This window comes from Streptomyces sp. NPDC057099 (genome assembly GCF_042671245.1).
GTDB lineage: Bacteria > Actinomycetota > Actinomycetes > Streptomycetales > Streptomycetaceae > Streptomyces > Streptomyces purpurascens.
Window position 1 is genome coordinate 29,879 of the sequence record NZ_JBHUTX010000054.1, and the last position, 26,129, is coordinate 56,007.

At 72.1% G+C, this 26,129-nt stretch carries 23 protein-coding genes; 17 read left to right on the forward strand and 6 right to left on the reverse strand.

Features of this window, described 5'->3' with window-relative positions:
• Positions 1–33 precede the first annotated feature (33 nt).
• The 10 genes from ACFT4A_RS36930 (at position 34) to ACFT4A_RS36975 (ending at position 10,185) form a co-directional block, all read left to right on the forward strand.
• Positions 34–1,647 (forward strand): ABC transporter substrate-binding protein, encoded by a 1,614-nt coding sequence (locus tag ACFT4A_RS36930; RefSeq protein ID WP_382839478.1) that lies wholly within the window; start codon positions 34–36, stop codon positions 1,645–1,647.
• Positions 1,648–1,650: 3 nt separating this feature from the next.
• Positions 1,651–2,580 carry an ABC transporter permease gene (locus ACFT4A_RS36935; protein WP_382579837.1) on the forward strand — a complete coding sequence of 310 codons (930 nt, stop codon included), beginning with the start codon at positions 1,651–1,653 and terminating at the stop codon, positions 2,578–2,580.
• 2 nt (positions 2,581–2,582) lie between these two features.
• The gene (locus ACFT4A_RS36940) at positions 2,583–3,497 is read left to right on the forward strand and encodes an ABC transporter permease (RefSeq protein ID WP_215123280.1); all 915 of its coding nucleotides are present in this window, start codon (positions 2,583–2,585) and stop codon (positions 3,495–3,497) included.
• Entirely contained in the window at positions 3,494–4,333 is an 840-nt protein-coding gene (locus tag ACFT4A_RS36945; protein ID WP_382839481.1) for an ABC transporter ATP-binding protein, read from the forward strand. Before ACFT4A_RS36940 ends, ACFT4A_RS36945 begins: the two co-directional genes overlap by 4 nt.
• A complete protein-coding gene (locus tag ACFT4A_RS36950; RefSeq protein ID WP_382839483.1) occupies positions 4,330–5,142 on the forward strand; it encodes an ATP-binding cassette domain-containing protein in 813 nt (270 codons plus the stop codon). The genes ACFT4A_RS36945 and ACFT4A_RS36950 overlap by 4 nt, the downstream gene beginning before the upstream one ends.
• Positions 5,139–6,119, forward strand: a complete 981-nt coding sequence (locus ACFT4A_RS36955; RefSeq protein ID WP_382839485.1) for an aldo/keto reductase — start codon at positions 5,139–5,141, stop codon at positions 6,117–6,119. The genes ACFT4A_RS36950 and ACFT4A_RS36955 overlap by 4 nt, the downstream gene beginning before the upstream one ends.
• A 29-nt stretch (positions 6,120–6,148) precedes the next feature.
• Entirely contained in the window at positions 6,149–6,940 is a 792-nt protein-coding gene (locus tag ACFT4A_RS36960) for an HpcH/HpaI aldolase/citrate lyase family protein (protein ID WP_382839488.1), read from the forward strand.
• Entirely contained in the window at positions 6,937–8,115 is a 1,179-nt protein-coding gene (locus ACFT4A_RS36965; RefSeq protein WP_382839491.1) for an exo-alpha-sialidase, read from the forward strand. The genes ACFT4A_RS36960 and ACFT4A_RS36965 overlap by 4 nt, the downstream gene beginning before the upstream one ends.
• A gap of 150 nt (positions 8,116–8,265) precedes the next feature.
• A complete protein-coding gene (locus ACFT4A_RS36970) occupies positions 8,266–9,039 on the forward strand; it encodes a carbonic anhydrase (protein WP_382839493.1) in 774 nt (257 codons plus the stop codon).
• Positions 9,040–9,165: 126 nt separating this feature from the next.
• Positions 9,166–10,185 (forward strand): LacI family DNA-binding transcriptional regulator, encoded by a 1,020-nt coding sequence (locus tag ACFT4A_RS36975; RefSeq protein ID WP_382839495.1) that lies wholly within the window; start codon positions 9,166–9,168, stop codon positions 10,183–10,185.
• Here ACFT4A_RS36975 and ACFT4A_RS36980 read toward each other — a convergent pair.
• Complete coding sequence (locus ACFT4A_RS36980) at positions 10,182–14,150, reverse strand: glycosyl hydrolase (RefSeq protein WP_382839498.1); 3,969 nt, start codon at positions 14,148–14,150, stop codon at positions 10,182–10,184. The two genes, ACFT4A_RS36975 and ACFT4A_RS36980, sit on opposite strands and share 4 nt — an antisense overlap.
• A gap of 208 nt (positions 14,151–14,358) precedes the next feature.
• Between ACFT4A_RS36980 and ACFT4A_RS36985 the strand changes: the two genes are divergently transcribed.
• The 3 genes from ACFT4A_RS36985 (at position 14,359) to ACFT4A_RS36995 (ending at position 18,647) form a co-directional block, all read left to right on the forward strand.
• Entirely contained in the window at positions 14,359–15,615 is a 1,257-nt protein-coding gene (locus ACFT4A_RS36985; RefSeq protein ID WP_382839501.1) for an MFS transporter, read from the forward strand.
• Between the two features lie 28 nt (positions 15,616–15,643).
• Entirely contained in the window at positions 15,644–17,107 is a 1,464-nt protein-coding gene (locus ACFT4A_RS36990; protein ID WP_382839503.1) for an arabinose isomerase, read from the forward strand.
• 244 nt (positions 17,108–17,351) lie between these two features.
• Positions 17,352–18,647 (forward strand): cation:proton antiporter, encoded by a 1,296-nt coding sequence (locus ACFT4A_RS36995; protein ID WP_382839506.1) that lies wholly within the window; start codon positions 17,352–17,354, stop codon positions 18,645–18,647.
• A gap of 113 nt (positions 18,648–18,760) precedes the next feature.
• Here the strand turns inward: ACFT4A_RS36995 and ACFT4A_RS37000 are convergent, their stop codons facing one another.
• Together ACFT4A_RS37000 and ACFT4A_RS37005 are read right to left on the reverse strand one after the other, a co-directional pair.
• Positions 18,761–19,417 (reverse strand): response regulator, encoded by a 657-nt coding sequence (locus ACFT4A_RS37000; protein ID WP_382839509.1) that lies wholly within the window; start codon positions 19,415–19,417, stop codon positions 18,761–18,763.
• Positions 19,414–20,379, reverse strand: coding sequence for a HAMP domain-containing sensor histidine kinase (locus ACFT4A_RS37005; RefSeq protein ID WP_382839512.1), 966 nt, complete (start codon positions 20,377–20,379; stop codon positions 19,414–19,416). Before ACFT4A_RS37005 ends, ACFT4A_RS37000 begins: the two co-directional genes overlap by 4 nt.
• A gap of 337 nt (positions 20,380–20,716) precedes the next feature.
• Here ACFT4A_RS37005 and ACFT4A_RS37010 point away from each other — a divergent pair, with 337 nt between their 5' ends.
• The gene (locus tag ACFT4A_RS37010; protein WP_382839514.1) at positions 20,717–21,004 is read left to right on the forward strand and encodes a DUF3040 domain-containing protein; all 288 of its coding nucleotides are present in this window, start codon (positions 20,717–20,719) and stop codon (positions 21,002–21,004) included.
• Between the two features lie 54 nt (positions 21,005–21,058).
• Here ACFT4A_RS37010 and ACFT4A_RS37015 read toward each other — a convergent pair whose 3' ends face one another.
• Positions 21,059–21,559, reverse strand: coding sequence for a hypothetical protein (locus ACFT4A_RS37015; protein WP_382839516.1), 501 nt, complete (start codon positions 21,557–21,559; stop codon positions 21,059–21,061).
• A 251-nt stretch (positions 21,560–21,810) separates the two neighbouring features.
• Between ACFT4A_RS37015 and ACFT4A_RS37020 the strand changes: the two genes are divergently transcribed.
• The 3 genes from ACFT4A_RS37020 (at position 21,811) to htpG (ending at position 25,183) form a co-directional block, all read left to right on the forward strand.
• On the forward strand, positions 21,811–22,368 hold the full coding sequence (locus tag ACFT4A_RS37020; RefSeq protein WP_382839519.1) for a hypothetical protein: 558 nt from the start codon (positions 21,811–21,813) through the stop codon (positions 22,366–22,368).
• Between the two features lie 134 nt (positions 22,369–22,502).
• Positions 22,503–23,198 carry a class F sortase gene (locus tag ACFT4A_RS37025; RefSeq protein ID WP_382839522.1) on the forward strand — a complete coding sequence of 232 codons (696 nt, stop codon included), beginning with the start codon at positions 22,503–22,505 and terminating at the stop codon, positions 23,196–23,198.
• 86 nt (positions 23,199–23,284) lie between these two features.
• Positions 23,285–25,183: a molecular chaperone HtpG gene (gene htpG / locus ACFT4A_RS37030; RefSeq protein ID WP_382839525.1), complete on the forward strand. Its 1,899-nt coding sequence runs from the start codon at positions 23,285–23,287 to the stop codon at positions 25,181–25,183.
• A 24-nt stretch (positions 25,184–25,207) separates the two neighbouring features.
• On the opposite strand, the gene ACFT4A_RS37035 is transcribed toward htpG, so the two are convergent.
• Entirely contained in the window at positions 25,208–25,462 is a 255-nt protein-coding gene (locus tag ACFT4A_RS37035) for a twin-arginine translocase TatA/TatE family subunit (RefSeq protein WP_382839526.1), read from the reverse strand.
• On the reverse strand, positions 25,450–26,129 hold a 680-nt coding region (locus ACFT4A_RS37040), incomplete at its 5' end, for a hypothetical protein (protein ID WP_382839529.1). The genes ACFT4A_RS37040 and ACFT4A_RS37035, both read right to left, overlap by 13 nt.

Below are 26,129 nucleotides of genomic sequence, written 5' to 3' on the forward strand. Positions count from 1 at the left end.
GCCGGTCGCCCCCGGAACGCGAGAAGGTCGACGATGACCCCAAGCCCCTATGACGCACCCCCGGACCAGAGCCCCCAGTGGCAGCCCCTCGGCCGCCCCGTCCGCCGCCGCACCCTGCTGCGCCTCGGCGCGCTCGGCGGCACGGGTCTCGCCCTCGGTCCCCTCTCCGCCTGCGCAGGACCCACCGGAGCCCCCGGCCCCGGCACCCTCACCCTCGGCCTGAACCGCTCCCTGGTGAGCCTCGACAACAAGCTGAACCAGTTCGACGCCGCCGTCACCGTGCAGCGCGCGGTCCGCCAGGCCCTCACGAGCATCGGCCCCGCCATGCGCGTCCAGCTCGTCCTCGCCGACCGGTTCGCGATGACCGGGCCGACCACCTGGAGCGTGCGGCTGCGCGAGGGCGTGCGCTACTCCGACGGCAGCCCCGTCACCGTCGAGGACGTCGCCACCGCCCTGGAGATGTACGGCAAGGTCAACGGCTCCTTCCTCCTCGGCCTCTTCCCGGAGCTGCCCACCGTCGAGAAGACCGGCGAGCGCACCTTCGAACTGCACACCGAGCGGCCGGTGCCCGTGCTCGACCGCCTCATGGCCAACATCCACATCACCCCGGCCGCCGCCAACCGCCCCGAGGAACTCCAGAGCGGCGTCGGCTCAGGACCGTACAAGGTGATCGAGGCCAACAGCGGCGCCGGTGAGTACACCCTCGCCCGCAACCCCCGCTACTGGGGCCGCCCGGCCCACGTCGAAACCGTCCGGGTGCGCTTCGTGCCCGAGGAGTCCAGCCGGGTCATCGCCCTGCGCAGCGGCGAGCTGGACGTCGTGGACACCCTCACCCCGGACTCGGCCGAGCAGCTCACCGGCCTGCCCGGCGTCACCGTCGAGGAGACCTCCGGCGTCCGCATCTGCCAGCTCTTCTACAACTTCCGCAAGCGCGACGACCACCCCCTGGCCGACGCCCGCGTACGCCGCGCCCTCACCTACGCCATCGACGGCGAGGCACTGGCCAAGGACGTCCTCACCGGCTCCGCCGAAGCCGCCGAAGGAGTCGTCCCGCTCGCCCTCGAGGGCGCGGTACGCACCGGCGCCTACACCTACGACCCGGGCAAGGCCAAGGCGCAGCTGAAGCGGCTGGGCGCCGAGGGCCTGCGCATCCGCGTCATCTGGGAGTCGGGCGAGTTCGCCGCCGACAGCTCCGTCATGGAAGCCGTCGCCGACATGTTCCGCGACATCGGCGTCCGCGCCTCCCTGCTCCAGTTCGAACCGGGCGGCGACATCCTGAAGTGGCGGCAGGGCCGCGGCGGCGACTGGGACGTCATCGGCAACGGCTTCCCCGGCACCACCGGCCAGGCCCTCACCTCCCTCCAGGGCATGTACGGCGGCACCCCCGAGCGGGAACGCACCCGCGACACCTACATGGGCTACGTCATCCCGGACATCCAGCGCCGCCTGGAGGACGCCGCCACCGAGACCGACGCCGCCACCCGCGACCGCAAACTGGCCGCCGCGCAGCACGCCGTCTGGAACACCTGGCCCAGCCTGTGGGCCTTCGCCCCCAAGACACTGCTCGCCCGCCGCGAGCGCGTGCACGACCTGGGCCTGCTCCAGCTCAACTCCTACGATCTGTCCGCCGTACGGCTGGAGGGCTGAGCCGTGGCCACCTACCTCGCCCGCCGCATCGGCCAGAGCCTGCTGGCCGTCTTCCTCACCCTCACCACGGTCTTCCTGCTGCTGCGCCTGGCCCCCGGCGACCCGGCCGCCGCCTACGCAGCGCCCAGCGCCACGGCCGCCGACCTCGCCCGCATCCGCGCCCAGTTCGGCCTCGACGAACCGCTCGTCGTCCAGTACGGGATCTTCCTGCGGGACCTGTGCACCGGAAACCTCGGCACCAGCTACTCCTTCCACTCCTCCGCGTTCCAGGTGGTCATGGACCGGCTGCCGTACACCATCACCCTCGCGGTCTCCGCCATCGCGGTCACCACCGTCGTCGCCGTACCGCTCGGCGTGTGGATGGCCCGACGCGCCGACACCAAGCGGGAGCTGGGCGCCAACGTCCTGACGATCACCGGGCAGTCGATGCCGGACTTCTGGACCGGCGTGATGCTGCTGACCGTCTTCGCGGTGCTGCTCCCGGTGCTGCCCGCCTCCGGATTCACCTCCTGGAGCGGCCTGATCCTGCCCACGGTGACCGTGGCCGTCCTCCAGCTCGCCCTGATCTCACGCCTGGTCCGCCGCGAGATGACCACCGCGCTCGCCGCCCCCTACACCACGGTCGCCCGCTCCCGCGGCGTCTCCGAACGCACCCTGACCTGGCAGTACGGCCTGCGCAACTCCGCCGTGCCGCTCGTCACCGCCCTCGGCACCCGCTTCGCGGCCCTGCTCAACGGTGTCGTGGTCGTCGAGGTCGTCTTCGGCTGGCCGGGCGTCGGCTCGCTCGTCGTCCGGGCGCTGGAGACCCGCGACTACCCGCTCATCCAGGCCACCGTCCTCGTGACGGCCACCCTCGCGATCCTCGTGCAGCTCCTCGTCGACCTCGCCTACCCGCTGTTCGATCCGCGCGTACGACTCGGAAAGGCGGCCTGACCATGGCCGGTGTCATCTCCACCCCGGTCGCCGGTACCGAGCGGCCCAGCGCCGTCGGCGCCCGCGACCTCGCCCGGGCCACCGCGACCCGCCAGCGGCGCGGCTCACGCTTCAAGATCTGGGCCGGGTCCGTGTGCACGGCCCTCGTGGTCCTGCCCGTCGCCCTGGCCGGCCTGCTGCCCCTGCCGGAGGCCAACGCCCAGGACCTCTCGGAGCGCAGGCTGCCGCCGCTCAGCGCGGGGCATCTGCTCGGCACCGACCAGCTCGGCCGCGACCTGCTGTCGCGCATCCTGCACGGCGGCCAGGTCTCCCTGTCGGTCGGCGTCCTCGCGGTCCTGGTGTCCGGTCTTATCGGCATCGTCGCCGGGGCGGCCGCGGGCTTCTTCGGCGGCTGGGTCGACGCACTCGTCTCCCGCTTCCTGGAGGCCCAGCTCGCCCTGCCCCTGCTGATGATGCTGCTGCTCGTCGTCGCCCTCTTCGGGCCCTCCGTCACCGTCATCACCTGCGTGATCGCCGTCGCCCAGTGGCCCGAGGTGGCGCGGCTGACCCGCTCCCTCGTCCTGGTCGAGCGTGAGAAACCGTACGTCGCCGCCGCCCGGGTGCTGGGCCTGCGCGGCTGGCAGATCCTCACCCGGCACGTCGTGCCCAACGTCGTACGGCCGGTGAGCCTCGTCGTCCTGCTGCTGCTCGCCCAGGCCGTCCTGCTGGAGAGCGCGCTGAGCTTCCTCGGCGCCGGACCGCAGCGGCCCTTCGCCACCTGGGGCCGGATCATCTCCGACGGCCAGGCCTACATCACCACCTCGTGGTGGCTGGTCACCCTGCCCGGCCTGGTCATCGCCCTCCTCGTGGTCGGCGTCAACCTGCTGGGCGACGGACTGCGGGACCGCACCCGCCGCCGGAAGGGAGCGGGAGCATGAGCACCGGGACACCCCTGCTGGACGTCCGTGACCTCCAGATCGAACTCATCACCGCGCACGGCGTCGTCCGCGCCGTCGACGGCGTGACCTTCACCGTCGGCCGCGGCGAGACCGTGACCCTCATCGGCGAGTCAGGTTCCGGCAAGTCGACCACCGCGATGGGCGTACTGCGCCTGCTGCCGGAGGGCCTCGCCGTGCTGTCCGGCAGCGTCCGCGTCGGCGGCCGGGACGTCGTCGCCGACCCCGGCGCGGCATGCGCGGTACGCGGCCGGACGGTGTCCCTGATCCCACAGGACCCGATGACCGCCCTCAGCCCCGTCCACACCATCGGCCGGCAGCTCGGCGAGGCGATCCGCCTGCGCCACCCCGAACTGTCCAGGGCCCAGGCCCGCGAGAAGGGCATCGAGCTGCTCGCCCAGGTGCGCATCACACGCCCCGAGACCCGCTGGAAGTCCTACCCGCACCAGTTCTCCGGCGGCATGCTGCAACGCATCCTCATCGCCATCGCCCTGGCCGGCGATCCGGAACTGCTGGTCGCCGACGAACCCACCTCCGCCCTCGACGCGACCGTGCAGGCCAGCGTCCTGGACCTGCTGATGGAACTCCAGGAACGCACCGGCATCGGCATACTGATGATCACGCACGACCTGGGCGTGGCCCGGCTGGTCTCCGACCGCATCCACGTCATGAAGGACGGCCGCTTCGTCGAGTCCGGACCGGCCGAACGCATCGTCGACAAACCCGCCGAGCCCTACACCCGAGCCCTCCTCGCCGCCGTGCCCCGCCTCGGCGCCTGGGACGAGGACGAGACCTCCGTGCGAGGAGCCACCCCATGACCCTGCTCTGCGTAGAGGACCTGGTCGTCGAATACCCGACCCCGAGCGGCCCCTTCCGTGCCGTCGACCAGGTCGGCTTCCAGCTCGACAAGGGCGGCTCGCTCGCGGTCGTCGGCGAGTCCGGCTGCGGCAAGTCGACCCTCGCCCGCGCCCTGGTCCGGCTGCTCACCCCACGGTCCGGCCGAATCGTCCTCGACGGCACGGACATCGCCACCCTCCCGGAGCGGAGACTGCGACCGCTGCGGCGCCGCGTCCAGATGGTCTTCCAGGACCCGTACGGCTCCCTCGACCCCCATCTGACCGCCCAGCAGATCGTGGCCGAGCCGCTGCGCCTCGGCGGTGTGTCCGACCGCGGCGAACGGTCCCGCCGCGCCGCCGAGCTGCTCGACCAGGTCGGCCTGCCCCCGTCCGCCCTGGAACGCCGCCCGGCCGACTTCTCCGGCGGCCAGCGGCAGCGCATCGGCATCGCCCGCGCCCTCGCATCCCGGCCCGACCTGCTGGTCTGCGACGAGGCGACCTCAGCGCTCGACGTCTCCGTGCAGGCCCAGGTGCTCGCGCTCCTGCGGGAGTTGCAGGAGGAGACCGGCATCGCCTACCTCGTCATCGCGCACAACCTGGGCGTGGTGCGCGAGATGAGCACGGACGTCGTGGTGATGCGGGCCGGCCGTGTGGTCGAGGCCGGGCGGACCGAGACCGTCCTCGCCGCCCCGGCCGACCCCTACACCCGCGCCCTGCGCCGCGCAGCCCTCGACCCGACCGCCATCCACGGCGTGAAACCCCGCCGCGTACTGGAAGGAAGCTCCTCGTGACCACCGGCCTGACCCTCCCGAACACCACCGTTCCGCTCTCGCGGCTGGTGCTCGGCACGATGACCTTCGGCGACACCGTCGACCGCTCGACGGCCGCGTCGATGCTGGATGCCGCGCTGGATGCGGGTATCACGGGCGTGGACACCGCGAACGGTTATGCGGGTGGTGAGAGTGAGCGGTTGCTGGGGGAGTTGTTGCCGGGGCGCCGGGAGCGGATCGTGCTGGCGACCAAGGCGGGTATCCCGCATCCGGACCAGGGTGATCACGCGCCGCTGTCGCCGGCCGGGCTGCGGGCCGCGCTGGAGGGCAGTCTGAAGCGGCTCGGCACCGATCGTGTCGATCTGTTCTATCTGCATCAGCCCGACCGTGCGACGCCCCTGGCCGAAACCCTGGCGACCGTGGCCGAGTTCGTCGCCGAGGGCAAGGTCGGCGCGCTGGGCGTGTCCAACTTCGCGGCCTGGCAGATCTCTGAGCTCGGTCGGGTGGCGCAGGAGGTGGGGGCTCCGCGTCCGGTGGTCGCGCAGCAGCTGCACAACCTCCTGGCGCGGCGTATCGAGGAGGAGTACGTCGAGTACGCGGCCGTCTGCGGGCTTGCCACGATGGTCTACAACCCGCTCGGCGGTGGTCTGCTGACCGGCCGGCACTCCTTCGAGCAGGCCCCGGACAGTGGCCGTTTCGGTGATTCGAGGCTGGCCGTCATGTACCGGCAGCGGTACTGGAACGAGGACCTGTTCCGCGCGGTGGCCGACCTCACCCGTATCGCCTCCGAGGCGGGCCTGGCACTGACCGACCTCGCCCTGCGCTGGCTGCTGGAGCGGCCCTCCACCGACGCCCTGCTGCTCGGCGGCTCGAAGACCGGGCACCTGCTCGCCAACATCGCCGCCGCCGCGAGTGGTCCGCTGCCCGCCGATGTCACCGCGGCCTGCGACGAGGTCGGCGCCCGCCTGCGCGGCCCGATGCCCGCCTACAACCGCTGAACCCCACCCCACCCTGACGGAGACCCTTCATGGCAACCGGCCGCACCCCAGCCGAGTTCACCACCGCCCTGCGCGCGCGCGAGCAGCTGATCGGCTACTGGTCCCTGCTCGACTCGTCCATCGCCGCCGAACGCCTGGCCCGCCTCGGCTACGACTACCTCGCCTTCGACGCCCAGCACGGCCTCTTCGGCTACCAGGGCATGCTCCACAACCTCCTGGCCACCGACACCAAAGGCTCCACCGCCGTCGGCATCGTACGCGTGGAGGCCAACGACCCCACCTACATCGGCAAGGCCCTCGACGCGGGCGCGACCGGCGTCATCGTCCCGCTGATCGACACCCCGCAGGACGCCGCCGACGCCGTCGCCGCCGTGCGCTACCCCCCACTCGGCCGCCGCTCCTACGGACCGATGCGCGCCCAGCTCCGTATCGGACCCAACCCGGCCGACACCCACGCCCAGACCGCCGTCCTCGCCATGATCGAGACCGCCGACGGCCTCGCCAACGTCGAAGCCATCTGCGCCACGGACGGTCTCGACGGCATCTACGTCGGCCCGTCCGACCTGCGCCTGGCCATCGGTGGAGCGACGTCCACCGACCCGTCCGTGCAGGAGGAGTTCGAGCAGGCCCTGACCCGCATCAGGAAGGCCGCCGAGGCGGCGGGCATCGCGGCAGGCATCCACAACGCCGACGGCGCGAGCGCCGCCCGCCGCCTCACCGAAGGCTGGACCTACGTCTCCATCGCAGCCGACGTCGTCCACCTCCAGCAGATCGCCGCGTCCCACCTCGACGCCGCGCGTCAGGAGGGAGAGTCCCGATGACCACCCCCGACGGCACCCTGCGCCCCCATCCCACCCAGTTGGGCCGCGCCGAGACCCATCTGGCCGCCCCCGCCGTGCAGAACCACGCCGCCAACCTCACCGTCCTGCCCAGCGGCGACCTCGGCTGCGTCTGGTTCGGCGGCACCCAGGAAGGTGTCGCCGACATCTCGGTGTGGTTCTCCCGCCTCGCCCAGGGCGCCGACACCTGGTCCCTCCCCGTGCGTCTCTCCGCCGACGACACCCGCTCCGAGCAGAACCCGCTCCTGTTCCCCGCTCCCTCGGGCGAACTCTGGCTCCTGCACACCGCACAGCGCGCGGGCCACCAGGACACGGCCGAGGTCCGGCTGCGCGTCAGCCACGACGAGGGCGCCACCTGGGGTCCGGCCCGCGTCCTGTTCGCGGCCACCGAGCAGGGCGGCGTCTTCGTACGCCAGCCCGTCGTCCAAGTGCCGCACGGCGAGCGGCTGTTGCTCCCCGTGTTCCGCTGTGTCGCCACCCCCGGCACCTCCTGGTCGGGGGACCGGGACACCAGCTCCGTCATGATCAGCGACGACGGCGGACGCACCTGGCGCGAAAGCCCCGTCCCGGGCAGCACCGGCCTCGTCCACATGAACATCCGCCCGCTGCCCGACGGTTCACTCCTGGCCCTCTTCCGCAGCCGTCGCGCGGACGCCGTGCACAGCAGCGTGTCGTCCGACGGCGGCGAGACCTGGAGCGCACCGCGCCCCCTGGACCTGCCGAACAACAACTCCTCGATCCAGTACACCGTGCTGGCCGACGGCAGGCTCGCCCTGGTCTACAACCACAGCAGCGCGGCCGACGCCGTCGCGCGCAGGGTCTCGCTGTACGACGAGATCGACGACGGGGGAGTGGCAGGGACCCCTGCGGAAACCGCCCCCACGGGCGACGCGTTCTGGGGCGCACCCCGTGCCCCGCTCTCGCTGGCCCTCTCCCCGGACGACGGACGCACATGGCCGCTGCGCCACGACCTCGAGACCGGCGACGGGCACTGCCTGACCAACAACTCCCGCGACGGCCTCAACCGCGAGCTGTCCTACCCCTCCCTCGCCCAGACACCGGACGGCACTCTCCACGTCGCCTACACCCACCACCGGCGCACCATCAAACACATCCGTCTGGACGGTGACTGGCTCAAGCGGGAGTTCCCGGCCTGATCACCGAGGGGCGGACCCTGACCCCGTCCCGCGATTTGGATCAGCCCTTCCCCTGCGCTGCATCAGCGCTGTACGGGCGCTAACCGGCCGCCCGCGACAGTGGCATCACCGGCTCCCACCAGGGGAGCGGCGACCATAGGGGACAGCTACATGGGTACCGCCGGAACACCACAGCGCAGGGCCATACTCACCGGTGGGCTGGCCGCCACCACCGCGGCTCTGCTCACCGCCTGTTCGTCGAAGACGGACTCCACGGCCAAGGGGACGGCCGCGGCCGCGGGTGCGAGCACGTCTCCCTCTCCCGCGGCCGCCGCCCGGCCGGACTCGCCGTGGGCGGCGTTCTCCCGTCTGATGGACGGCAACAAGCGCTGGGTGGACGGCAGCCTCCAGCACCCCGACCGCGACCCGAAGCGCCGCGAGTTCGTCGCCGAGGAGCAGAAGCCCTACGGCGTGATCCTGTCGTGCATCGACTCCCGGGTGCCGCCGGAGCTGCTCTTCGACACCGGTCTCGGCGACCTCTTCGTGATGCGCACCGGCGGACAGGTCGTGGGGCCGGTCGTCGTCGGTTCCGTGGAGTACGGGCCGATGACGTCCGGCACCCCGCTCATCGTGGTCCTCGGCCACCAGCGCTGCGGTGCCGTCAAGGCGGCGTACGAGGCGCTGCGCGACGGCAAGGGACTGCCCGGCAACCTGCAGGCGATCGCCGACGCCCTGGAGCCCGCGTACGAGGAGACGGCCAAGGGCAAGCACGCCGACCCGGTCGACGCCATGACCCGTATCCACATCAATCAGACCGCCGCCGGCCTGCGTTCCAACAAGGACCTCGCCCCGATGGTGAAGAAGGGCGACCTGGCTGTCGTCAGCGCCTACTACTCGCTCGACACCGGCCGGGTGGACGTCCTCACGGGCGCGCCCTCCGCCTGATGAGGAGCCTGAAGCGGCGACAACGGAGGCCGGGCGGGAAAAACGTTCCACGCCCGGTCACGTTATACTTGCGGCGCTCATGGAGGCCGCCGTCGTGCCTGGTCGCACGGCCGCAACAGCGAGGGGGTGGACGCCGTTCCGGCACGCCCCGCCCGCATCCAGGACGTCGCGGCCGCCGCCGGCGTCTCGGTGTCCACGGTGTCCAACGTGCTCAACCGGCCCGAGCGGGTCACCGAACGGACCGCCGAGCGCGTCCGCGTCGCGGTCGCCGCGCTCGACTACGTCCCCCACCCGGGAGCGGCGGGCCTGCGCACCGGCCACTCCTCCGCCATCGGGCTCGTGCTGCCCGACGTGACCAACTCCTTCTACGCGCGCATCGCACGCGGTGCGGCCGACGCGGCCTACGACCACGGCTACTCCCTCGTCCTCTGCCACAGCGGCGACGCCCCGGAACGCGAGCAGGGCTACTTCAGCATGCTCGTCGAACAGCGGGCCGTCGGCGTGGTCGTCGTGCCGCTCAGCGCCGACCCGGGGCGGCTGGCCCGGCTGCGTGAGCGGGGCATCCCGCTGGTCCTGGCCGACCGCGCGATGCCCGACCGGGAGGGCTGCTCGGCCTCCGTCGACGACATCGCCGGCGGCCGCATCGCCGTACAGCACCTGCTCGACAGCGGGGCGCGCGACATCCTCGTCGTCAACGGCGAACGCGGCATACGCCAGTGCGCCGACCGGTACCAGGGCGCCCGGCAGGCCGTCCGCAGCCGGCGCGAGGCACGGCTGGACCAGGTCGTCGCCGAGCGGATGACCGTCGCGTACGGCACACAGATCGCGCGCGAACTCGAGCACCTGCCCGACGGGGTCTTCTGCACCAACGACTTCCTCGCGGCCGGCCTGTGCCGGGGACTGACCGAGCGGGGCGTGCGCATTCCGGAGGACGTGCAGGTGGTCGGCTACGGTGATCTCGATGTCGCGACCTTCGGGGCGACGACCCTGACGACGGTCCGGCAGCCGGTCGAGGACCTCGGCCGGGCGGCCGTGGAGATGCTGCTCGACGAGATCGAGGCCCGCGCGGACCACCTCCACGAGACCCGCGTCTTCGCCCCCGGCCTCGTCCTGCGCGACTCCACCCGGCCGCCCGCCGGCGACTAGACGTCGGACGGCACCCATAGCGTCACCGGACCCAGCAGCCCCGACGACAGCTGGGAGTCGAACGCCCAGGCGGTGGGCGTGGCCTCCGCGAGATAGGGCGCCAGCGTGCCCCGGACGGTCACTTCCACCCGGACGGTACGCCCGGCGGCACCGCGCAACGGGAATCGGTACGGGGCGCAGAACGCCTCACCGGCGAACTCCCCGTCGACCGACACCTCCACACTGCCCCGCACCCGCCCGAGATCCAGCACGGGATCGGCCCCCGGCGGCACCTGAAGGGCACGGGCGTACATCACGCCCCCGCTCCAACTGCCCAGCCCCAGCTCACGCCAGTCGCCGAGCGGCAGCGGCGCCGGTACGGTCCGCACGCGCACCGGCCCCCGCCAGGGGGAGCCGCCCCGCAGGACCGCCGTCGGCTCGGTGACCACCTCGACCGGCGTGGGTGCCGACAGCGGTTGGCGGAGCGCCAGCCGAGGTCCGTCCAGGGGCGATTCCGGTCCGTCCCCGACTCGCACGGTCGCGTGGAGCGCCAACGGCAGGTCGAGGGACACCGTGCCGGCCGGCACGGTGAACCGGAAGCGCTGCGGGGCCGCGTGGACGTCGTCCGTGGACCGTGACGGCCATACGGTGCCGGGGAGCACTGGCCGGCCGGTGAGCCACCCGGTGTCCGGCAGGGGGTGCGGCCGCACCACGGCGTGGCAGTGCCGCAGCTCGCCCCGCCTGCGGTCGTCCTCGACGGTCCGCCCCCGCCACCCGCCCGTGTCGGCCTCCCAGCCGGCGCCGCTGACCAGGGACGTCACCCCGTCACCGGACCGCACCACCAGGTCGACGAAGACCGCGTCCCGGGCATCGGCACTGTCGGACACGACCTCCAGGGTGTGCTCGCCCGCCCCGAGCGCCGGTTCGTGGCGGAAGAACTGCGGTACGGCGCCCCAGTCCGCCGCGTAGTACTCCACCTTCTCCTGCCGCGCCACGACGTCCCCGTCGAGCAGCACGGTGACCGCCGAGGCGGCACCCACCACGAGCACCGCCCGCGCACCCTCGCCCGGGACCCGCAGCCGTGCGCGGTACGTCACCCGGCCGTCCGGCCGCACACCGTCCGGCGGGCGCATGAACCGAGGACGCGGCCCGAGCCCACCCGGCGCGGACAGACAGAAGAAGCTGCCCAGCGGCGTGCCGTCCTCGGCCGAGATCGTCGAGGGACGGCTCTGGGCGTCGGACAGTTCGTACTCGAGCACGTTGCGGGCGCGGGCCACCGTGATCCGCGCGGACGCCACATACCCTGCGCCGCCCGGGTCCAGCAACTCGCCGTTCCACCACACCCGTTTACGGGCCTCCGCGCCGACCTGCAGTTCGGCGGGCCCCCGGTGGTCCGTCTCCACGATCGTCCGGACCCGGGCCGCCGTCGCGCCGACCGGCACGGGCACGCGGACGAACTCCTCGTTCACCAGCCCCTTGATGCCCAGCAGCCCGCCCGGCTCAGGGATGCCCCGGCTCGACGAGTACACGGCGACGTCCCAGCCCGCGTCCGGCGGTACGAGGGGCAACCCGCCCGTCAGGACTCGTTCGACGCGTTCGGCGTCCAGCGGCTCGGGCACCTCGCCGAGGGGCACCGGGGGCAGGACACGGACCCGGTTGCCGAATGTGGCCCGAGCCCGCTCCCACTCCCCGCCCTCGCTCCACTCCATGCTCCAGATCTGCGGCTCGTCCACGGACGAGCCGGGGGGCAGTGCCAGATCGCCCCAGGTGTTGTCCAGGGTGGGGACCAGCCGGCCGTGCCAGCCGGCCGACAGGTCGAGGACCCGGCCGGGCGCCTCACGTTCCGGCGGTGTCGGTGCCGCGCGGCCTTCACGCCAGACGACGAGGGCCGCCGGGGCGCCGTCCAACGGCACCTCGATGGTCGAGACGGCGCCGTCGGCGGAGTCGGTCACGGTGACGCGCGCGGGACGGCGGGAGCCGGTCGCCGGGTTCCAGAGCTCGGCCTCGGCGACCTCGGCCCTGACGGTGACCGACGAGGTGCCGACGGCAAGGCCCGCCGGGGAGGCGCCGGGCCGCAGCGGATGCGCGCCGATCTCCGGGAAGGCCGCCGTGACCAGCGCCACCGCCTCGTTCCCCTGCCTCCTGACGAGCAGCGGCACCTCACCGGTGGCGTACCCGGCCGCGTCGGACACCGCCGCCGCACCGGCCTCCGGGTCGGGCACCCGCTCCAGCCGTGGATGGGCCAGCAGGGCCGCCACCACCGCGTCGTCACCGGACCGGCCCGCTGCGGTCCCGGGCGGCCGTCCCACGACCACGACCCGCCCTCCCGCGTCGAGCAGTTCGGCCAGCCGCCGCGCCGTCTCCTGCTCCAGCACGCTCGCCGAGGGCAGCAGCACCGCGCGGTACGCCAGGTCCCTGATGCGCAGGGCTCCGTCGGTGGCCTTGGCGCGCTGGACCGAGTCGTCGTCGACGATGTCGAAGGAGATCCCGTGCCGGTCCAGGCTGCCGACGTGCGGGGCGAGCCAGTTGTTCGTGCCGCACAGGTCCAGGTAGTGGCGCTGCGTCTCGTCGGCGTCGGCATGACCGTCGCCCAGCCTGCCGTCGCCGAAGTGCTGGACCTGCGCGTCCAGCGGGATGAGGGCCTGCATGGTCGCGGTCGGATGCAGGACCGCCACGTCGGCCGCGTAGCCGCCCCAGGACATGATCGAGCAGATCCGGGCCACGGCCCGGGAGAACGCCGGGTACTGCTTCCAGTAGGGCTGGCGCCAGTCGGTGGACGGCGGCGCCCACTCGAACCAGCCGCCCGCCGTGCCGAAATAACTGGCGTGCGGGTTGTACAGGTTGGCGCCGCTGCGCAGGAACGGCAGCAACCAGTGGTAGGTGTCCTCCAGCGTGCCGCCCCAGCCGGAGGAGTGGAACGCCTCGATCCACACCCGTTCGTGGCCGTAGAGGTGGGCCAGGGAGGAGTGCACCTTGGCGTCACCGTGGTGGTCGCTGCCGGCGGCGCTGTACCAGCGGTGGGTCCGGAAGTAGTCGGTGTAGATCTGCGTCGACTGCGCCGGGTAGCCCGCGCGGGCCGGGTGGCTCTGGTCGCTGCCGAGCAGCAGGCCGCGCTCGCGGTGCCAGTCGGAGAGCGGCCGGAACAGGGCCTCCTCGGTGAGTTCCGCGCGGACCGCGTAGTAGTCGGCGCGGATCTCTCCCTCCGGCACGGTGGCGTTCGTCCCGAACAGGGCCGGCAGGTGGTCGAGCAGGTCGTAGCCGCGTCGGGCGCGGAACTCGTCGGCGAAGCGGTGGCTCCACGCGTTCGTGCCCGGCAGTTCGTCCTGGAAGCTGCCCGCGATGACGTTGCCGAGGTAGTCGGGGACACGGCGGTCGTACTCGTGGTGGACGGTGTCCATCAACAGGCCCACGGCGTGCGGGTCGAGGTAGTCGAACGCCGTGGGGACGGTGGTGACGAGCCGTACCTCGGTTCCGTCGGCGGCGGGGATACCGGTAGTGCCGCCCGGGCCGTCCGTGGCCAGATCGAGGCGCCGGCCCTGCGGGGTGTAGGCGGCCAGCGGGGTCTCGGCATCACCGACGGCGACCGTGCCCCGGGCGACGGTGAGGTCGTGACAGCGCAACGCGCGGCCGGCCGCCTCGGGATGACGCTGTGTCACATCGCCCTGCACATTGGCGCCGGAGAACCCGATCTGGTCGTAGAACCACAGGCGCGTGCCCAGTTCCGCGGCGATCTCGCAGGCGTCGGTGAAGCGCGCCCACCACTCCTCGCCGAACCACGCCGGATCGTCGGCCCGGGCACCGAACGTCGGGCCGGCCGGGGCCAGGTTGATCACGACGAGGTTGTGGACACCGCCCTGCGCGAACGCCCGCAACTGCCACGCGAGGCGCTCCCGGGTGACCTTCGCACCCGACCACCACCACAGGGGAGTGGGGCCGAAGTCGCGGGGCGGGTCGTCGAACAGACGCCGGAGCGCGGGGGAGAGCACGGAAGCGGTCCTTCCCCTGAAACGTTTTTAGGCCACCTTCACCGTAGGGGGCCTGGGGCGATCACGCCATATCCCGGAACGGTGGCGCGGCAGCCGACGTCATCTCACCCATGTGCGCGCGACATCTTGTTGCAACGTTTTTCTCGCCCTATATTCGCTGCGACCAGGCCCCCGGAAACGCGATGTCACCAGACGACGGAGTCGCATCATGGCCGGTACCCGCCCCATCCCGAAACAGCTCTGGAAGGCCGCCGCCCTGTCGGGCATGGCCTCCTATCTCGATGCCGGGCTGATCGTCAGCATCTCCGTCAACCTGGCCGTCTACCGCGACAGTTACGACATGGGCGTGTGGATGGCCGGTGCGATCAGCGCGATCGTCACCGGCTGCATCGCCGTCGGGTCCCTGGTCGGCGGACGGCTCGCCGACCTCTTCGGCCGCCGCCGCGTCTACAACTGGGACATCTTCTGCTTCGCCCTCGGCGCGATCGTCATCACGCTGGCCCCGGACGACATCACGCTGCTGATCGGCGTCCTCGTCGCGGGGCTCGCGGCCGGCGCCGACCTGCCGACGTCCCTGGCCGTGGTCTCGGACGCCGCGCCCTCCTGGGCCCGGGGCAGGCTCGTCGCCTTCACCCAGGTCATGTGGATGCTGGGCATCGCCGTCGCCATCGCCCTCGGCTTCGCCCTGTCCACCTCGGGCATGACCGGGGCCCGGCTCATCACCGGCCAGCTGGCCGTCGCCGCACTCGTCACCTGGGCCTTCCGCTCCCGTCTGAAGCTGGCCGACGAGCCGTCGGAGACCGAAACGGACGCGGCCCCGCAGGGTGTCTCCCTGAAGAACGTCTGGACACGCGCCGCTCTGCTGCCGATGACCGCGACCTTCGTCTTCTATGTCACCTGGGGCCTCGGGGCCAACACCTTCGGCCAGTTCGGCACCTATCTGCTCGTCACCGTCAGCGACGCCTCACAGAGCCTGGCCACCGGGATCAACCTGGCCTTCATCCCGATCGGGGTGCTGCTGACCTTCGCGTTCGTCCGCGTCGCCGACAGCCCCTGGCGCGACCGGCTGTTCCACGTGGCCGCGGTCGTGCAGATCCTCGCCTTCGTCATCGCGTCGCTGACCGCGGGCGCGCTCGTCGGCATGCTCGTCTTCTTCGTCCTCTACCAGCTCTCCAACCCCTTCGCCGGGGAGGCGAACTACAAGGTGTGGTCGCAGCTCACGCTGCCCGCCGACACCCGGGGCACCACCCAGGGCCTGACCTACGCCCTGTCGCGGGGAGTCTTCGCGGTCGCCGCGTTCTTCACCCCCGCCCTGGCCGACTACAGCCCGGCCGTCCTGCTCTGGACGATCACCGCCTGTATGACGGTGGCGGCGTTCGCGGGCGTGTTCATCATCCGCGTCCTGGTGCCGCGTTCCTCCCCCGCCGTGCCCGACAGGGCGAGCCTGCGCATCCCCAGCACCTGAGCAGCAGACCCGACAAGGAGCACCGACCATGGCAACGACCGCCGACCGCGGGGCCGTACAAACCGCCGCCCTGCACGACCTGCTCCCGCCGGTCACCCGGCGCCGCACCCGGATCGGACTGGTCGCCGGCGGACTGGGCACCTACTGGCCGCAGTTCCCCGGGCTCCTCCCGCAGCTGAAGGAGTCGGCCGCCCATGTCGCCGAACGCTTCCGGGGGATGGACGCGGAGGTGACCGACGCCGGATTCGTCTCCGACGCGCAGGAGGGCGCGCGGGCCGCCGAGCTGTTGCGCCGGGCCGACTGCGATCTGATCGTGCTGTTCCTGACGACGTATCTGACGTCGTCGATGGTGCTGCCGATCGCGCAGCGCTCGCACACACCCGTCCTGGTCATCGACCTCCAGCCGAGCCAGAGGATGAACCACGCGACCTTCGACACCGGTGACTGGCTGGCCTACTGCGCCCAGTGCTCCGTCCCCGAGGTAGGCAATGTCTTCCGGCGCTCCGGCATCCCCTTCCGGTCGGTCTCGGGATGGCTGCGCCAGGAGTCCGCCTGGCGGCGCATCGAGCAGTGGATCCGGGCCGCCCACATCCGCGCCGCGCTCCGGCACGCCCGGCACGGCCTCATGGGGCACGTGTACCCCGGCATGCTCGACGTGCAGACCGATCCGACGCTGCTGGCCACGACGTTCGGCTCGCACGTGGAGGTCCTGGAGTTCGACGACCTGCGGCACCGGGTGGAGCGCGTGACCGAGGCGGAGACCCGGGAGCGCATCGCACTCGCCCGGCAGGTCTTCACCCTCGACGACAGCGTGGTGGACGAGGACTTCGCCTGGGGCGCGACCGTATCGGTCGCACTGGACCGCCTCGTCGAGGACTTCGGGCTCGACACCCTCGCCTACTACCACCGCGGCCTCGACGGCGAACTGCACGAGCGGCTCGGCGCCGGCATGATCCTGGGCGCCTCCCTGCTCACCGCCCGGGGCGTGCCCGCGGCCGGCGAGTACGAACTGCGCACCAGTGTCGCCCAGCTCGCCTCCCAGAGCGTCGGCGCCGGCGGCTCCTTCACCGAGATCCAGGCCCTCGACTTCGAGGACGGCGTCGTGGAGATGGGCCACGACGGACCCGCCCACCTCGCCGTCAGCGCCCGCGAGCCCCTGCTGCGCGGACTCGGCGTCTATCACGGCAAGCGCGGCTGGGGCGTGAGCGTCGAGTTCGACGTCCGGCACGGGCCCGTCACCCTGCTCGGGCTGGGCCAGGACGCCGATGGCAGCCTGTCCTTCGTCACCTCCGAGGGCACCGTCGTCCCCGGACCGCTGCTGGAGATCGGCAACACCACCAGCCGTGTCGACTTCGGCCGCGATCCGGGCGAATGGGTGGACGCGTGGAGCGCCACGGGCGTCGGCCACCACTGGTCCCTCGCGGTCGGCCACCACGCGGCCGACTTCCGGGCGGCGGCGAGTCTGCTGGGGATCGAACACCGGGGCGTCTGACGGGGAGATGGGTGTCGTCCCCACCCGGAGATGGGTGCGGGCACCGATGGTGACGCCACCGGTGTGCGTGTGAGGCTGGCAGCATCGCCGAGGCTTTCGTGCCGGTTGTCATGGCCGCGGCCTCGGTATGCGCCGAGAGGCGGACAACGCTGCCCGTTCAGAGCCCCCCTCGAAGGAGGAGCCCCTATCCATCCCCGCAAGGTGAAACGATCCGCCCACCGCGCTCCCACGAAGGCGGTGACCCGTGGGACACGCTGACAGCCTCCTCGCCATGGGCGGTGCCTTCCTGGCCGCCGCCTTCCTCGCCCGCCTCGGCGGCAGGATCGGACTCCCGACGATCCCGCTGTTCATGCTCGCGGGCATCCTGCTCGGCCCGCACACCCCGGGCCTGGTCATCGTCGAGGACGCACACGACTTCGAGATGCTCTCCGCGCTCGGACTGGTGCTGCTGCTGTTCTACCTGGGCCTTGAGTTCCACCTCGACGACCTCAAGAGCGGCGGCCGGCGCCTGCTGACCGCGGGTGGGATCTATCTGCTGCTCAACGTCGGCGCGGGTCTGGCCTTCGGGTTCGCCCTGGGCTGGGGCGTCCGGGAGGCGCTGGTGCTCGCCGGTGTCCTCGGCATCTCCTCGTCCGCCATCGTCACCAAGATCCTCATCGACCTGGGCCGCATCGGCCGCCCGGAGACCCGTCTCATCCTGGGCGTCATCGTGGTCGAGGACATCTTCCTCGCGCTGTACCTCGCCGCGCTCCAGCCGGTCATCAGCGGCGCCCAGGGCGTCGGGGACATGGTCCTCCAGGGCGGCAAGGCCTTCGGTTTCCTGCTGGTCCTGGCCGCCGCGGCCCGCTACGGCACGAAACTGGCCGGGCGTCTGATCGCGACCCGTGACAGCGAACTGCTCGTCATCACCTTCCTGGGCGCGGCCGTTCTCGTGGCGGGAGTCGCCGAGGTCCTCGGAGTCGCCGACGCCATCGGCGCGTTCATGGTCGGCCTGATCCTGGCCGGCACCTCCTCCGGCCCGCGCATCCGGGAACTGGTGCATCCGCTGCGCGACGCCTTCGCGGCGATCTTCTTCTTCGCCTTCGGACTCTCCATCGACCCCGGCGACATCCTGTCCGTCGTCGGCCCGGTCGCCGCGGCGGCCGCGCTGACCGTCGTCATGAACATCATCGCCGGGCTCCTCGTCGCCCGCGTGTACGGCTACGGCGCCGAGCCCGCCGCCGAGATCGCCACCACCCTCGTGGCCCGCGGGGAGTTCGCGCTGATCCTGGCCGCCATGGCCGCCAGCGCCGGACTCGACAACCGCCTCGCCCCGTTCATCGCCGGATACGTCCTCGTCCTCGCGGTCCTCGGCCCCATCGCCGCCGGCCGTTCCTCCCTGCTCGCCCGCGCGCTCCGGTCCGCCCAGGACCTGATGCCGGGCCGCGGGGAACCGTCGTACGGCGACGTCGGCTCAGGCGCGGCGGACGGCACCAGGACCCGACCCGAGGCCGACAGCGCGCTGTCCGAGCCTCGGCCTGCCGAGACGGCCGAGCGCTAGGCGGGGTCCGCACGGTCCCGCCTGCCCCATGGCGCCTGGCACGCGCTTCCGCCCGACCGGTCGAACGAAGGGACTGTCCGGACCCGGCCTGGCTACAGCCGGTCCCAGGCGCTCTACGGCTCGATCAGCCCCACGCGGATGGCGTAGCGCGTCAGCTCCAGCCGGTCCTTCAGGCCGAGCTTCTGGAGCAGGTTGGCGCGGTGGCGCTCCACCGTCTTGGGGCTGATGACCAGCAGCTCGGCGATCTGCTGCGAGGTGTGGCCCTCGGCGACGAGCTTGAGGATCTCCTCCTCACGGTCCGTGATGGCCCGGGAGGGCGGTGCGCCGCCCTCCCGGACACGGTCGAGGTAGTCGCGGACCAGCGCGTCGACGGCGCCGGGATACAGGAAGGGCTCGCCCCGCATGGTGGCCCGGCACGCCTCGACCAGATCGCGGTCCGCCACGGACTTGAGCACATAGCCCGAGGCACCGGCACCGAGCGCCTCGAAGAAGAACTGCTCGTTGTCGTACATGGTCAGAATGAGGATCCGCGTCTCAGGACAGGTCCGGGACAGCTCCCGGGCCGCCTGGAGCCCCGTCAGCCGGGGCATGGCGATGTCGAGGACGGCCAGATCGGGCCGGTGCTCACGGGCCCGGGCGACGGCCTCGGCCCCGTCGTCCGCCTCGGCGACCACGGTGAGATCGGGTTCGGCGTCCAGGATCAGCCGGACACCCCGCCGCACCAGGGCGTGGTCGTCGGCGAGCAGGATGCGCGTGGGGGAGTCGGTCATGGTCGGCCGTTCCGGTCGGGGTCGCGTACGGGCACGGGGACGGTCAGGCGCACTTCGGTGCCCTTGTCCGGGCCGGGGCCCAGGCTGAGGTCGGCGCCGACGAGCAGGGCACGTTCCCGCATGCCGCGGATGCCGGCTCCCTCCGGCGCGTCGCCGGTGCCCCGTCCGTCGTCACGGACGCACAGCCGTACGCCCGTGGCGGTCCGCCGCAGCGCGATCTCGGCGTGCCGGGCATCCGCGTGCCGGGCCACATTGGTGAGCCCCTCCTGCGCCACCCGGTAGAGGACGAGCTCGGCCTCCGGGCCGAGCGGCGGCAGATCCGCGTCCAGGCGGTGCCGTACGGACAGGCAGGGCCCGCCGAAGTCCGTGGCGAGGGACTTCAGCGCACTCGCCAGACCGAGTTCGTCCAGCACACCGGGGCGCAGCCGGCGGGCGATACGACGGATCTCGTCCAGACCGGCCCGGGTGGTCTCCTGCACCTGGCGCAGCTCCTCCAGCAGATCGGGCGGGGCGTGACCGGCCACCCGCTTGAGTTCGAGCAGCACGGCCGTGAGGGTCTGACCGACCTCGTCGTGCAGCTCCTGGGCGATACGGCGCCGCTCGGCCTCCTGGGCGGACAGGACCCGGGCGCTGCTCGTGGCCCGCTCGTCCTCCAGCCGGTCGAGCATGGTGTTGAAGGTCGTGATCAGCTCGGCGACCTCCGCCTGGCCGCCGACCGCCGGACGCCGTCCCGGACGCAGCAGGTCGGTCGTCGTCATGGCCCGCGTCAGGCGCTGGAGCGGGGTGAGCCCGACCCGCAGCAGCAAGGCGTTGGCGACGAGCATCGCGGCCAGCCCCACCGTCAGCACCGCGGCCTCCGTGAGCAGCACCGGCGTGGAGACGGTCACGGGCCCCAGCAGCAGCGCGGTCGCCGCGATCAGCACGAGGGCGTTCAGCAGGAAGATCCGCCAGAACAAGGGCACCGCGTACCGCCTCCACCGACCTGTCAGCCTCCGTCATCCCTCCAGCGTGTGCGCTGCCCGGCGCCGCCGCCATCCGTGCCACCACCCATCCTCGAGGCGAACACCGGCCTCCCGGCACGGCGTTCGTACAGTGCGGCCACCGGGAAGGATGAGGGTGGGGCCTGATGGCGGAGGCCGCTGGAGGGGGGAGAAGCTGAAGCCCTGGTGAGACCGGCCGCACCGTGCGTCGGCGGACCGTCTCCCTCCGCACCGTCACGTGGCCCGACACCCCAGGATTCGCCATGGCCTCGGCCGTGCCCTGTCTCGAAGCGCTGTCGGGTTCCGGGAAGGAGAAGCCGTGCCCCAGTCCGGAGACGAACGTCTCGTCGACCTCGAAGCGCGACTCGAGCGGGAGGACCCCAGGTTCGCCCGGGCCCTGCGGTCCGGCCGTCCGGCCCCGCCCCGGGAGTACCGGCGTACCGGAGCCTGGTGGGGACTGGCACTGGGCGTGGCCGTGCTGGGCTCCGGCATCGCCCTGGCCCAGGGGCTGCTCATCGCGGCCGGGCTGGTCATGGTCGGCATGTCGGCCCAGCTGGTGGATCCGGACCCGAGCCGCCTGGGACGTCAGGACCCGAGGAGGCGGTGACGCCACGCCGAGCGGTGTGGCCGCCCCGCCCACGCGTGAGACGGCGGCAGGGCGCTACGCCCCGGCCCACTTCCGCAGCAGCGCCTCCCGCTCCTCGCGCGGCGGAGTGCCCTCGGCCGCGTGCTCACGGCCCCACGCCAGAAGGTCGCCGATCTCGGCGCCGCCGTCGGTGAGCCGCTGGAGGAGGGTGGTGGAGAGGTCGTACTCGGAGGGCAGGTAGATCCCGCCGGTGACGGCCGTGAGCACATCGACCAGGACGCTCTCCTCGGCCGTCGCCACCTCCACCTCGAAGGCGGGCGGCAGCTGGCCGTCCCCCGTGACCATGACGGACGCGGCGTCGAATGCCATGGACGCCAGCCTCCGCACCCCGGACCGTACGGCCACGTGGTGCGTCTCGATCCGGACCACCTCGTCCCAGGTCCAGAACCTGCCCTGACCGGCCCCGGGCGCCTCGACGCCGTCCTCGGACAGCCGTACACCGGAGGCCGCTCCCGTGGGCTCGGCCCCCACGTACACCGAGTCCTCGCCGATCCAGAACAGGCCGACCATGGCCATGAGCGCCTCCCGTGACGGTCCGGGGGAGAGCGGTCCTCGCCCCCGTTTCGCCGTAGGAGACGGGTGCGGCGCGGTGGAGGTTGCGATCTTTCCGGTCACCGTCCGATGCCGCCGTCGGAGTGCGGCCGTAACCCATGTGAACGCCCTGGATGGTGGGACGGCCCGGCATGACTGACGGTGGTTCACGTCGAGGCCGGGTCTCCTGAGCTGGCGAGGCGTCAGCTGCCCGGCCCGCGACGGAAGGACGATCGATGCGCTCTGCCCGCATTCTGCTCGCGACGGCGACCGCCACGGCGGCCCTCGCGATCGCCGCACCCACCGCCGGTGCCGAAGCCATGGGTGACCGGGACCACGACAACACTTCCTACAGCAAGGAGCACCACAAGGAGGACAAACACCACGAGCCGCGCGGCGGTGTCCACACGGGTGGCGGAGCGCTGGCCGCGGTGAACGCCGACGACGACTGGGACAACCCCAAGCACGACCCGGACACCTACAAGGACGGCGAGCGCGGCGAGGACCCCTGGGGTGACAAGCACGACGACCCCTACGGGGACAAGCGTGACAAGGACTGGGACAAGCACGACGAGCACGGCAAGGACTGGGACAAGCACGAAAAGGACTGGGGCGACAAGCACGACGAGAACGGCAGGCACGACGAGCACGACAAGCCGCGCGGCGGCGTCCACACCGGTGGCGGCGCACTGGCCGCTCCGGGTGTCACCGCCGGTGGTCTCGCCGTGCTGGCGGTGGCCGGCAGCGGCCTGTACGCGCTGCGACGCCAGCGGGCCTCGCGGGGCACGGCATGACCGATGCCTGACCACATAGCCGCCGTGGCCGCCGCACGTGCCCCTCGCGTCGCGGCGGCCCGGCTCGTCGTCCCCGCGTGTCGTGCCCGCTGCCCCGCCCGATGCGCCGCCGTGCCCGAATGAGGTGGTCCCCGATGGCAGCCAGCTCCCCCACCCCCGTCGACCCAGGCCCCGATCCGCAGAAGTCGAAGCGCCGATTCCGCACAGTCGTGACGGCCTTCTGGGCGGTGGCCGCCCTGGTCCTGACCCTGTGCCTGGTCGGTGGCGGCGACGAGTCGTCCGACACCTCGGGCCCGCCGCACGCCCCACCGGCCGTCTCGGTTGCCGCGCCTTCCGCCCCCGCGGAACGGGCCGGCTCCTCCAAGACCCGCCCGCGGCTGCCCCGGTCCCGGCCGGTCCGCCTCCTCATCCCCAAGATCGCGGTCGACGCGCCCTTCACCGCCCTCGCCATCGACCGTTCGGGTCAGCTCGCACCCCCGCCGCCCGACGAGACCAATCTCGTCGGCTGGTACGCCAAGGGCCACTCGCCCGGCGAGACCGGCACCGCGATCATCGCCGGCCACGTGGACACCGCGACGTCCCTGGCCGTGTTCGCCCGGCTCAGCGAACTGCGCAAGGGGGACCGGTTCCATGTGACGCGAGCCGACGGCCGCCGGGCCACCTTCGTCGTCGACGGAGCGGAGTCCTTCGAGAAGGACGAGTTCCCCGACGAGCGCGTGTACGGCGACACACGGGATGCCCAGGTCCGGCTCATCACCTGCTCGGGTACGTACGACCGCAAGGCCCGGGACTACACCGAGAACCTGGTCGTGTTCGCCCACCTCGTCTGACTTCCGGTTCTGCGGCCTGACTTGGTGTTTTACAGTTGCTGCCACGATTTCAGGCGACTGTGGGACCTGTGAGGTATACGCGAACCATGACGACCGAAACGTTTGAGTTCCAGGTAGAGGCACGTCAGCTGCTCCAGCTGATGATCCACTCGGTCTACTCGAACAAGGATGTCTTCCTGCGGGAACTCGTCTCCAACGCCTCCGACGCGCTCGACAAGCTGCGTCTGGAGAAGCTGCGGGACGACTCGCTCGACGCCGACGTGTCGGATCTGCACATCCGGATCGATGTCGACAAGGAGGCCCGCACCCTCACGGTGCGGGACAACGGCATCGGGATGTCGTACGACGAGGTCGGGCAGCTCATCGGCACCATCGCCAACTCGGGCACCGCCACCTTCCTCCAGGAACTGAAGGAGGCCAAGGACGCGGCCGGGGCCGAGGGGCTCATCGGCCAGTTCGGTGTCGGCTTCTACTCCGGCTTCATGGCGGCGGACGAGGTGACGCTGGTGAGCCGGCGGGCCGGGGAGAGCCAGGGGACCCGCTGGACGTCGCGCGGTGAGGCCACGTACACGCTGGAGAAGGTCGACGACGCGCCCCAGGGCACGTCCGTCACGCTCCACCTCAAGCCCGCCGACCCCGAGAACCAGCTGCACGACTACACCTCGCCGTGGCAGATCAAGGAGATCGTCAAGCGGTACTCGGACTTCATCACCTGGCCGATCCGGATGGTCCCGGAGGCGGGCGACGGCGACAGCGCGCCCGAGCCCGAGACGCTGAACTCCATGAAGGCCCTGTGGGCGCGCTCGCGCGACGAGGTGTCCGACGACGAGTACCACGAGCTGTACAAGCACATCAGCCATGACTGGCGCGAGCCGCTGGAGACGATCCGGCTCCAGGCGGAGGGCACGTTCGAGTACCAGGCCCTGCTCTTCGTCCCCGAGCACGCCCCGCACGACCTGTTCACGCGGGACTTCAAGCGCGGCATCCAGCTCTATGTGAAGCGCGTCTTCATCATGGACGACTGCGAGGCGCTGCTGCCGCCGTACCTGCGCTTCGTCAAGGGCGTCGTCGACGCGGCGGACCTCTCGCTCAACGTCTCCCGCGAGATCCTCCAGCAGGACCGGCACATCCGGATGATGCAGCGCCGGCTGACCAAGAAGGTCCTGTCCACGGTCAAGGACTTCATGACCAAGGACGCCGACCGCTACGCCACGTTCTGGCGCGAGTTCGGCACCGTCCTCAAGGAGGGCCTGGTCACCGACTCCGAGAACCGCGACGCCATCCTCGCCCTCTGCTCGTTCGCGACCACGCACGCCGACGACGAGCCGACCACCCTGGCGCGGTACGCGGAGCGGATGAAGGACGGCCAGGACGACATCTACTACCTCACCGGCGAGTCCCGGCAGAGCATCGAGAACTCCCCGCACATGGAGGCGTTCCGCGACAAGGGCATCGAGGTCTTGCTGCTCACCGACGCCGTCGACGAGGTGTGGGTGGACGCCGTCGGCGAGTACGAGGGCAAGCGGCTGCGGTCCGTCGCCAAGGGTGAGATCGACCTGGACGCCCAGGGGGACGAGAAGGCCGACGAGGAGCGGGAGAAGCAGGCCGAGGACTACGCCGGGCTGCTCGGCTGGATGCGGGAGCAGCTGGGCGAGGACATCAAGGAGGTGCGCCTGTCGGCGCGGCTCACCGTCTCTCCCGCCTGTGTCGTCTCGGACGCGCACGATCTGACCCCGGCCCTGGAGAACATGTACCGGGCGATGGGCCAGGAGGTGCCGCGCGCCCAGCGGATCCTCGAGCTCAACCCCGGCCACCAGCTGGTGAAGGGCCTGAACCAGGCGTACAAGGAGCGCGAGGACCGCTCGGGTCTCGTCGAGTCCGCCGAGCTGCTGCACACGCTGGCGGTGCTCGCCGAGGGCGGCCAGCCCAAGGACCCGGCCCGTTTCGTCAAGCTGGTGGCGGACCGCCTGGAGCGCACGCTGTAGCCCCGGGACGGATCACGGGACGGATCAGGGGTGGTCCGGGGCCCCCGCCGCTCGCGCCCCGGGCGGGGTCGTGCCCGTGCCGCCCGGCGGGACGACCTCGCCCGGGACCACCCGCGGCGCGGTGCCCGATCCGGCCTCCTCGTCCTTCGCGGCGCGTGCCTCGGCCTTGAGGATGCGCGCCGACTTGCCGGCCGAGCGGGCGAGTTCGGGGAGCTTCTTCGCTCCGATCACGGCTATGACGACGATGAGGAGGATCGCGAGCTCGCTCAGTCCGAACATGGTGTCCTGTCCTTTCCCGCCCGGGCCGGGCACGGCGCGAGCGTATCGGGCGGGGAGGCCGGCGTCATCGCCGCCTCGGGTCGCGGGGCCAGCTGCCCGCGCAGGTGGGGCAGCACGCCGAGGTCGAGCAGCGCCTGCCGCCAGGCCATCCGGGCCTGCTCCACATGCCCGGCCGTCGGTGCGCCGCGCCGGCCCAGGGCCGTGCGCAGCAGCGCGGCCAGGGCGACGAGGCCGGTCACGGCCGCGACGAGCGCCAGGGTCCAGCCGGCCGCCAGGAGCGATCCGGGCAACGGCCCCGGGGCGTCGGCCACTTGGAGCAGGCCGCCGAGCAGGAGCAGCACCCCGGCGGAGGTGGCCGCCACGAGCGGCGTGAGCACCGCGAGGGCGGGCAGCAGACTGCCGGTGTCGCGCGAGCCCCGCGCCTCGTGCCGGGCCGCCCCGCGTACGGCGAGATAGGCGCGGTACGGCTCGCCGGCCGCCGCCGCGATGTCGTCGGCGTGGGCCAGGGTGTGGGCGCGCAGGTGCGCGGCTGTCCGGCCGGTCGGGTCGGCGCCGAGCGCACCACGGACGTCCGCGGTGCTCAGGGCCAGGTGCAGTACGGCTTCGAAATCCGCGCGGTCCTCGGGGCGGAGGCGGGACGGTTCGGCCACGTGGTCTCCCGGTCGGT

Excerpts from the sequence above, each read along its gene's own strand:
- ACFT4A_RS37035 (WP_382839526.1), bottom strand. The coding sequence starts at position 25,462 with ATGTTCGGACTGAGCGAGCTCGCGATCCTCCTCATCGTCGTCATAGCC.
- ACFT4A_RS37015 (WP_382839516.1), bottom strand. The coding sequence starts at position 21,559 with ATGGCCATGGTCGGCCTGTTCTGGATCGGCGAGGACTCGGTGTACGTG.
- htpG (WP_382839525.1), top strand. The coding sequence starts at position 23,285 with ATGACGACCGAAACGTTTGAGTTCCAGGTAGAGGCACGTCAGCTGCTC.
- ACFT4A_RS36930 (WP_382839478.1), top strand. The coding sequence starts at position 34 with ATGACCCCAAGCCCCTATGACGCACCCCCGGACCAGAGCCCCCAGTGG.
- ACFT4A_RS36960 (WP_382839488.1), top strand. The coding sequence starts at position 6,149 with ATGGCAACCGGCCGCACCCCAGCCGAGTTCACCACCGCCCTGCGCGCG.
- ACFT4A_RS37025 (WP_382839522.1), top strand. The coding sequence starts at position 22,503 with ATGGCAGCCAGCTCCCCCACCCCCGTCGACCCAGGCCCCGATCCGCAG.
- ACFT4A_RS36940 (WP_215123280.1), top strand. The coding sequence starts at position 2,583 with ATGGCCGGTGTCATCTCCACCCCGGTCGCCGGTACCGAGCGGCCCAGC.
- ACFT4A_RS36950 (WP_382839483.1), top strand. The coding sequence starts at position 4,330 with ATGACCCTGCTCTGCGTAGAGGACCTGGTCGTCGAATACCCGACCCCG.
- ACFT4A_RS37020 (WP_382839519.1), top strand. The coding sequence starts at position 21,811 with ATGCGCTCTGCCCGCATTCTGCTCGCGACGGCGACCGCCACGGCGGCC.
- ACFT4A_RS37000 (WP_382839509.1), bottom strand. The coding sequence starts at position 19,417 with ATGACCGACTCCCCCACGCGCATCCTGCTCGCCGACGACCACGCCCTG.
- ACFT4A_RS36970 (WP_382839493.1), top strand. The coding sequence starts at position 8,266 with ATGGGTACCGCCGGAACACCACAGCGCAGGGCCATACTCACCGGTGGG.
- ACFT4A_RS36965 (WP_382839491.1), top strand. The coding sequence starts at position 6,937 with ATGACCACCCCCGACGGCACCCTGCGCCCCCATCCCACCCAGTTGGGC.
- ACFT4A_RS36945 (WP_382839481.1), top strand. The coding sequence starts at position 3,494 with ATGAGCACCGGGACACCCCTGCTGGACGTCCGTGACCTCCAGATCGAA.
- ACFT4A_RS36985 (WP_382839501.1), top strand. The coding sequence starts at position 14,359 with ATGGCCGGTACCCGCCCCATCCCGAAACAGCTCTGGAAGGCCGCCGCC.
- ACFT4A_RS36990 (WP_382839503.1), top strand. The coding sequence starts at position 15,644 with ATGGCAACGACCGCCGACCGCGGGGCCGTACAAACCGCCGCCCTGCAC.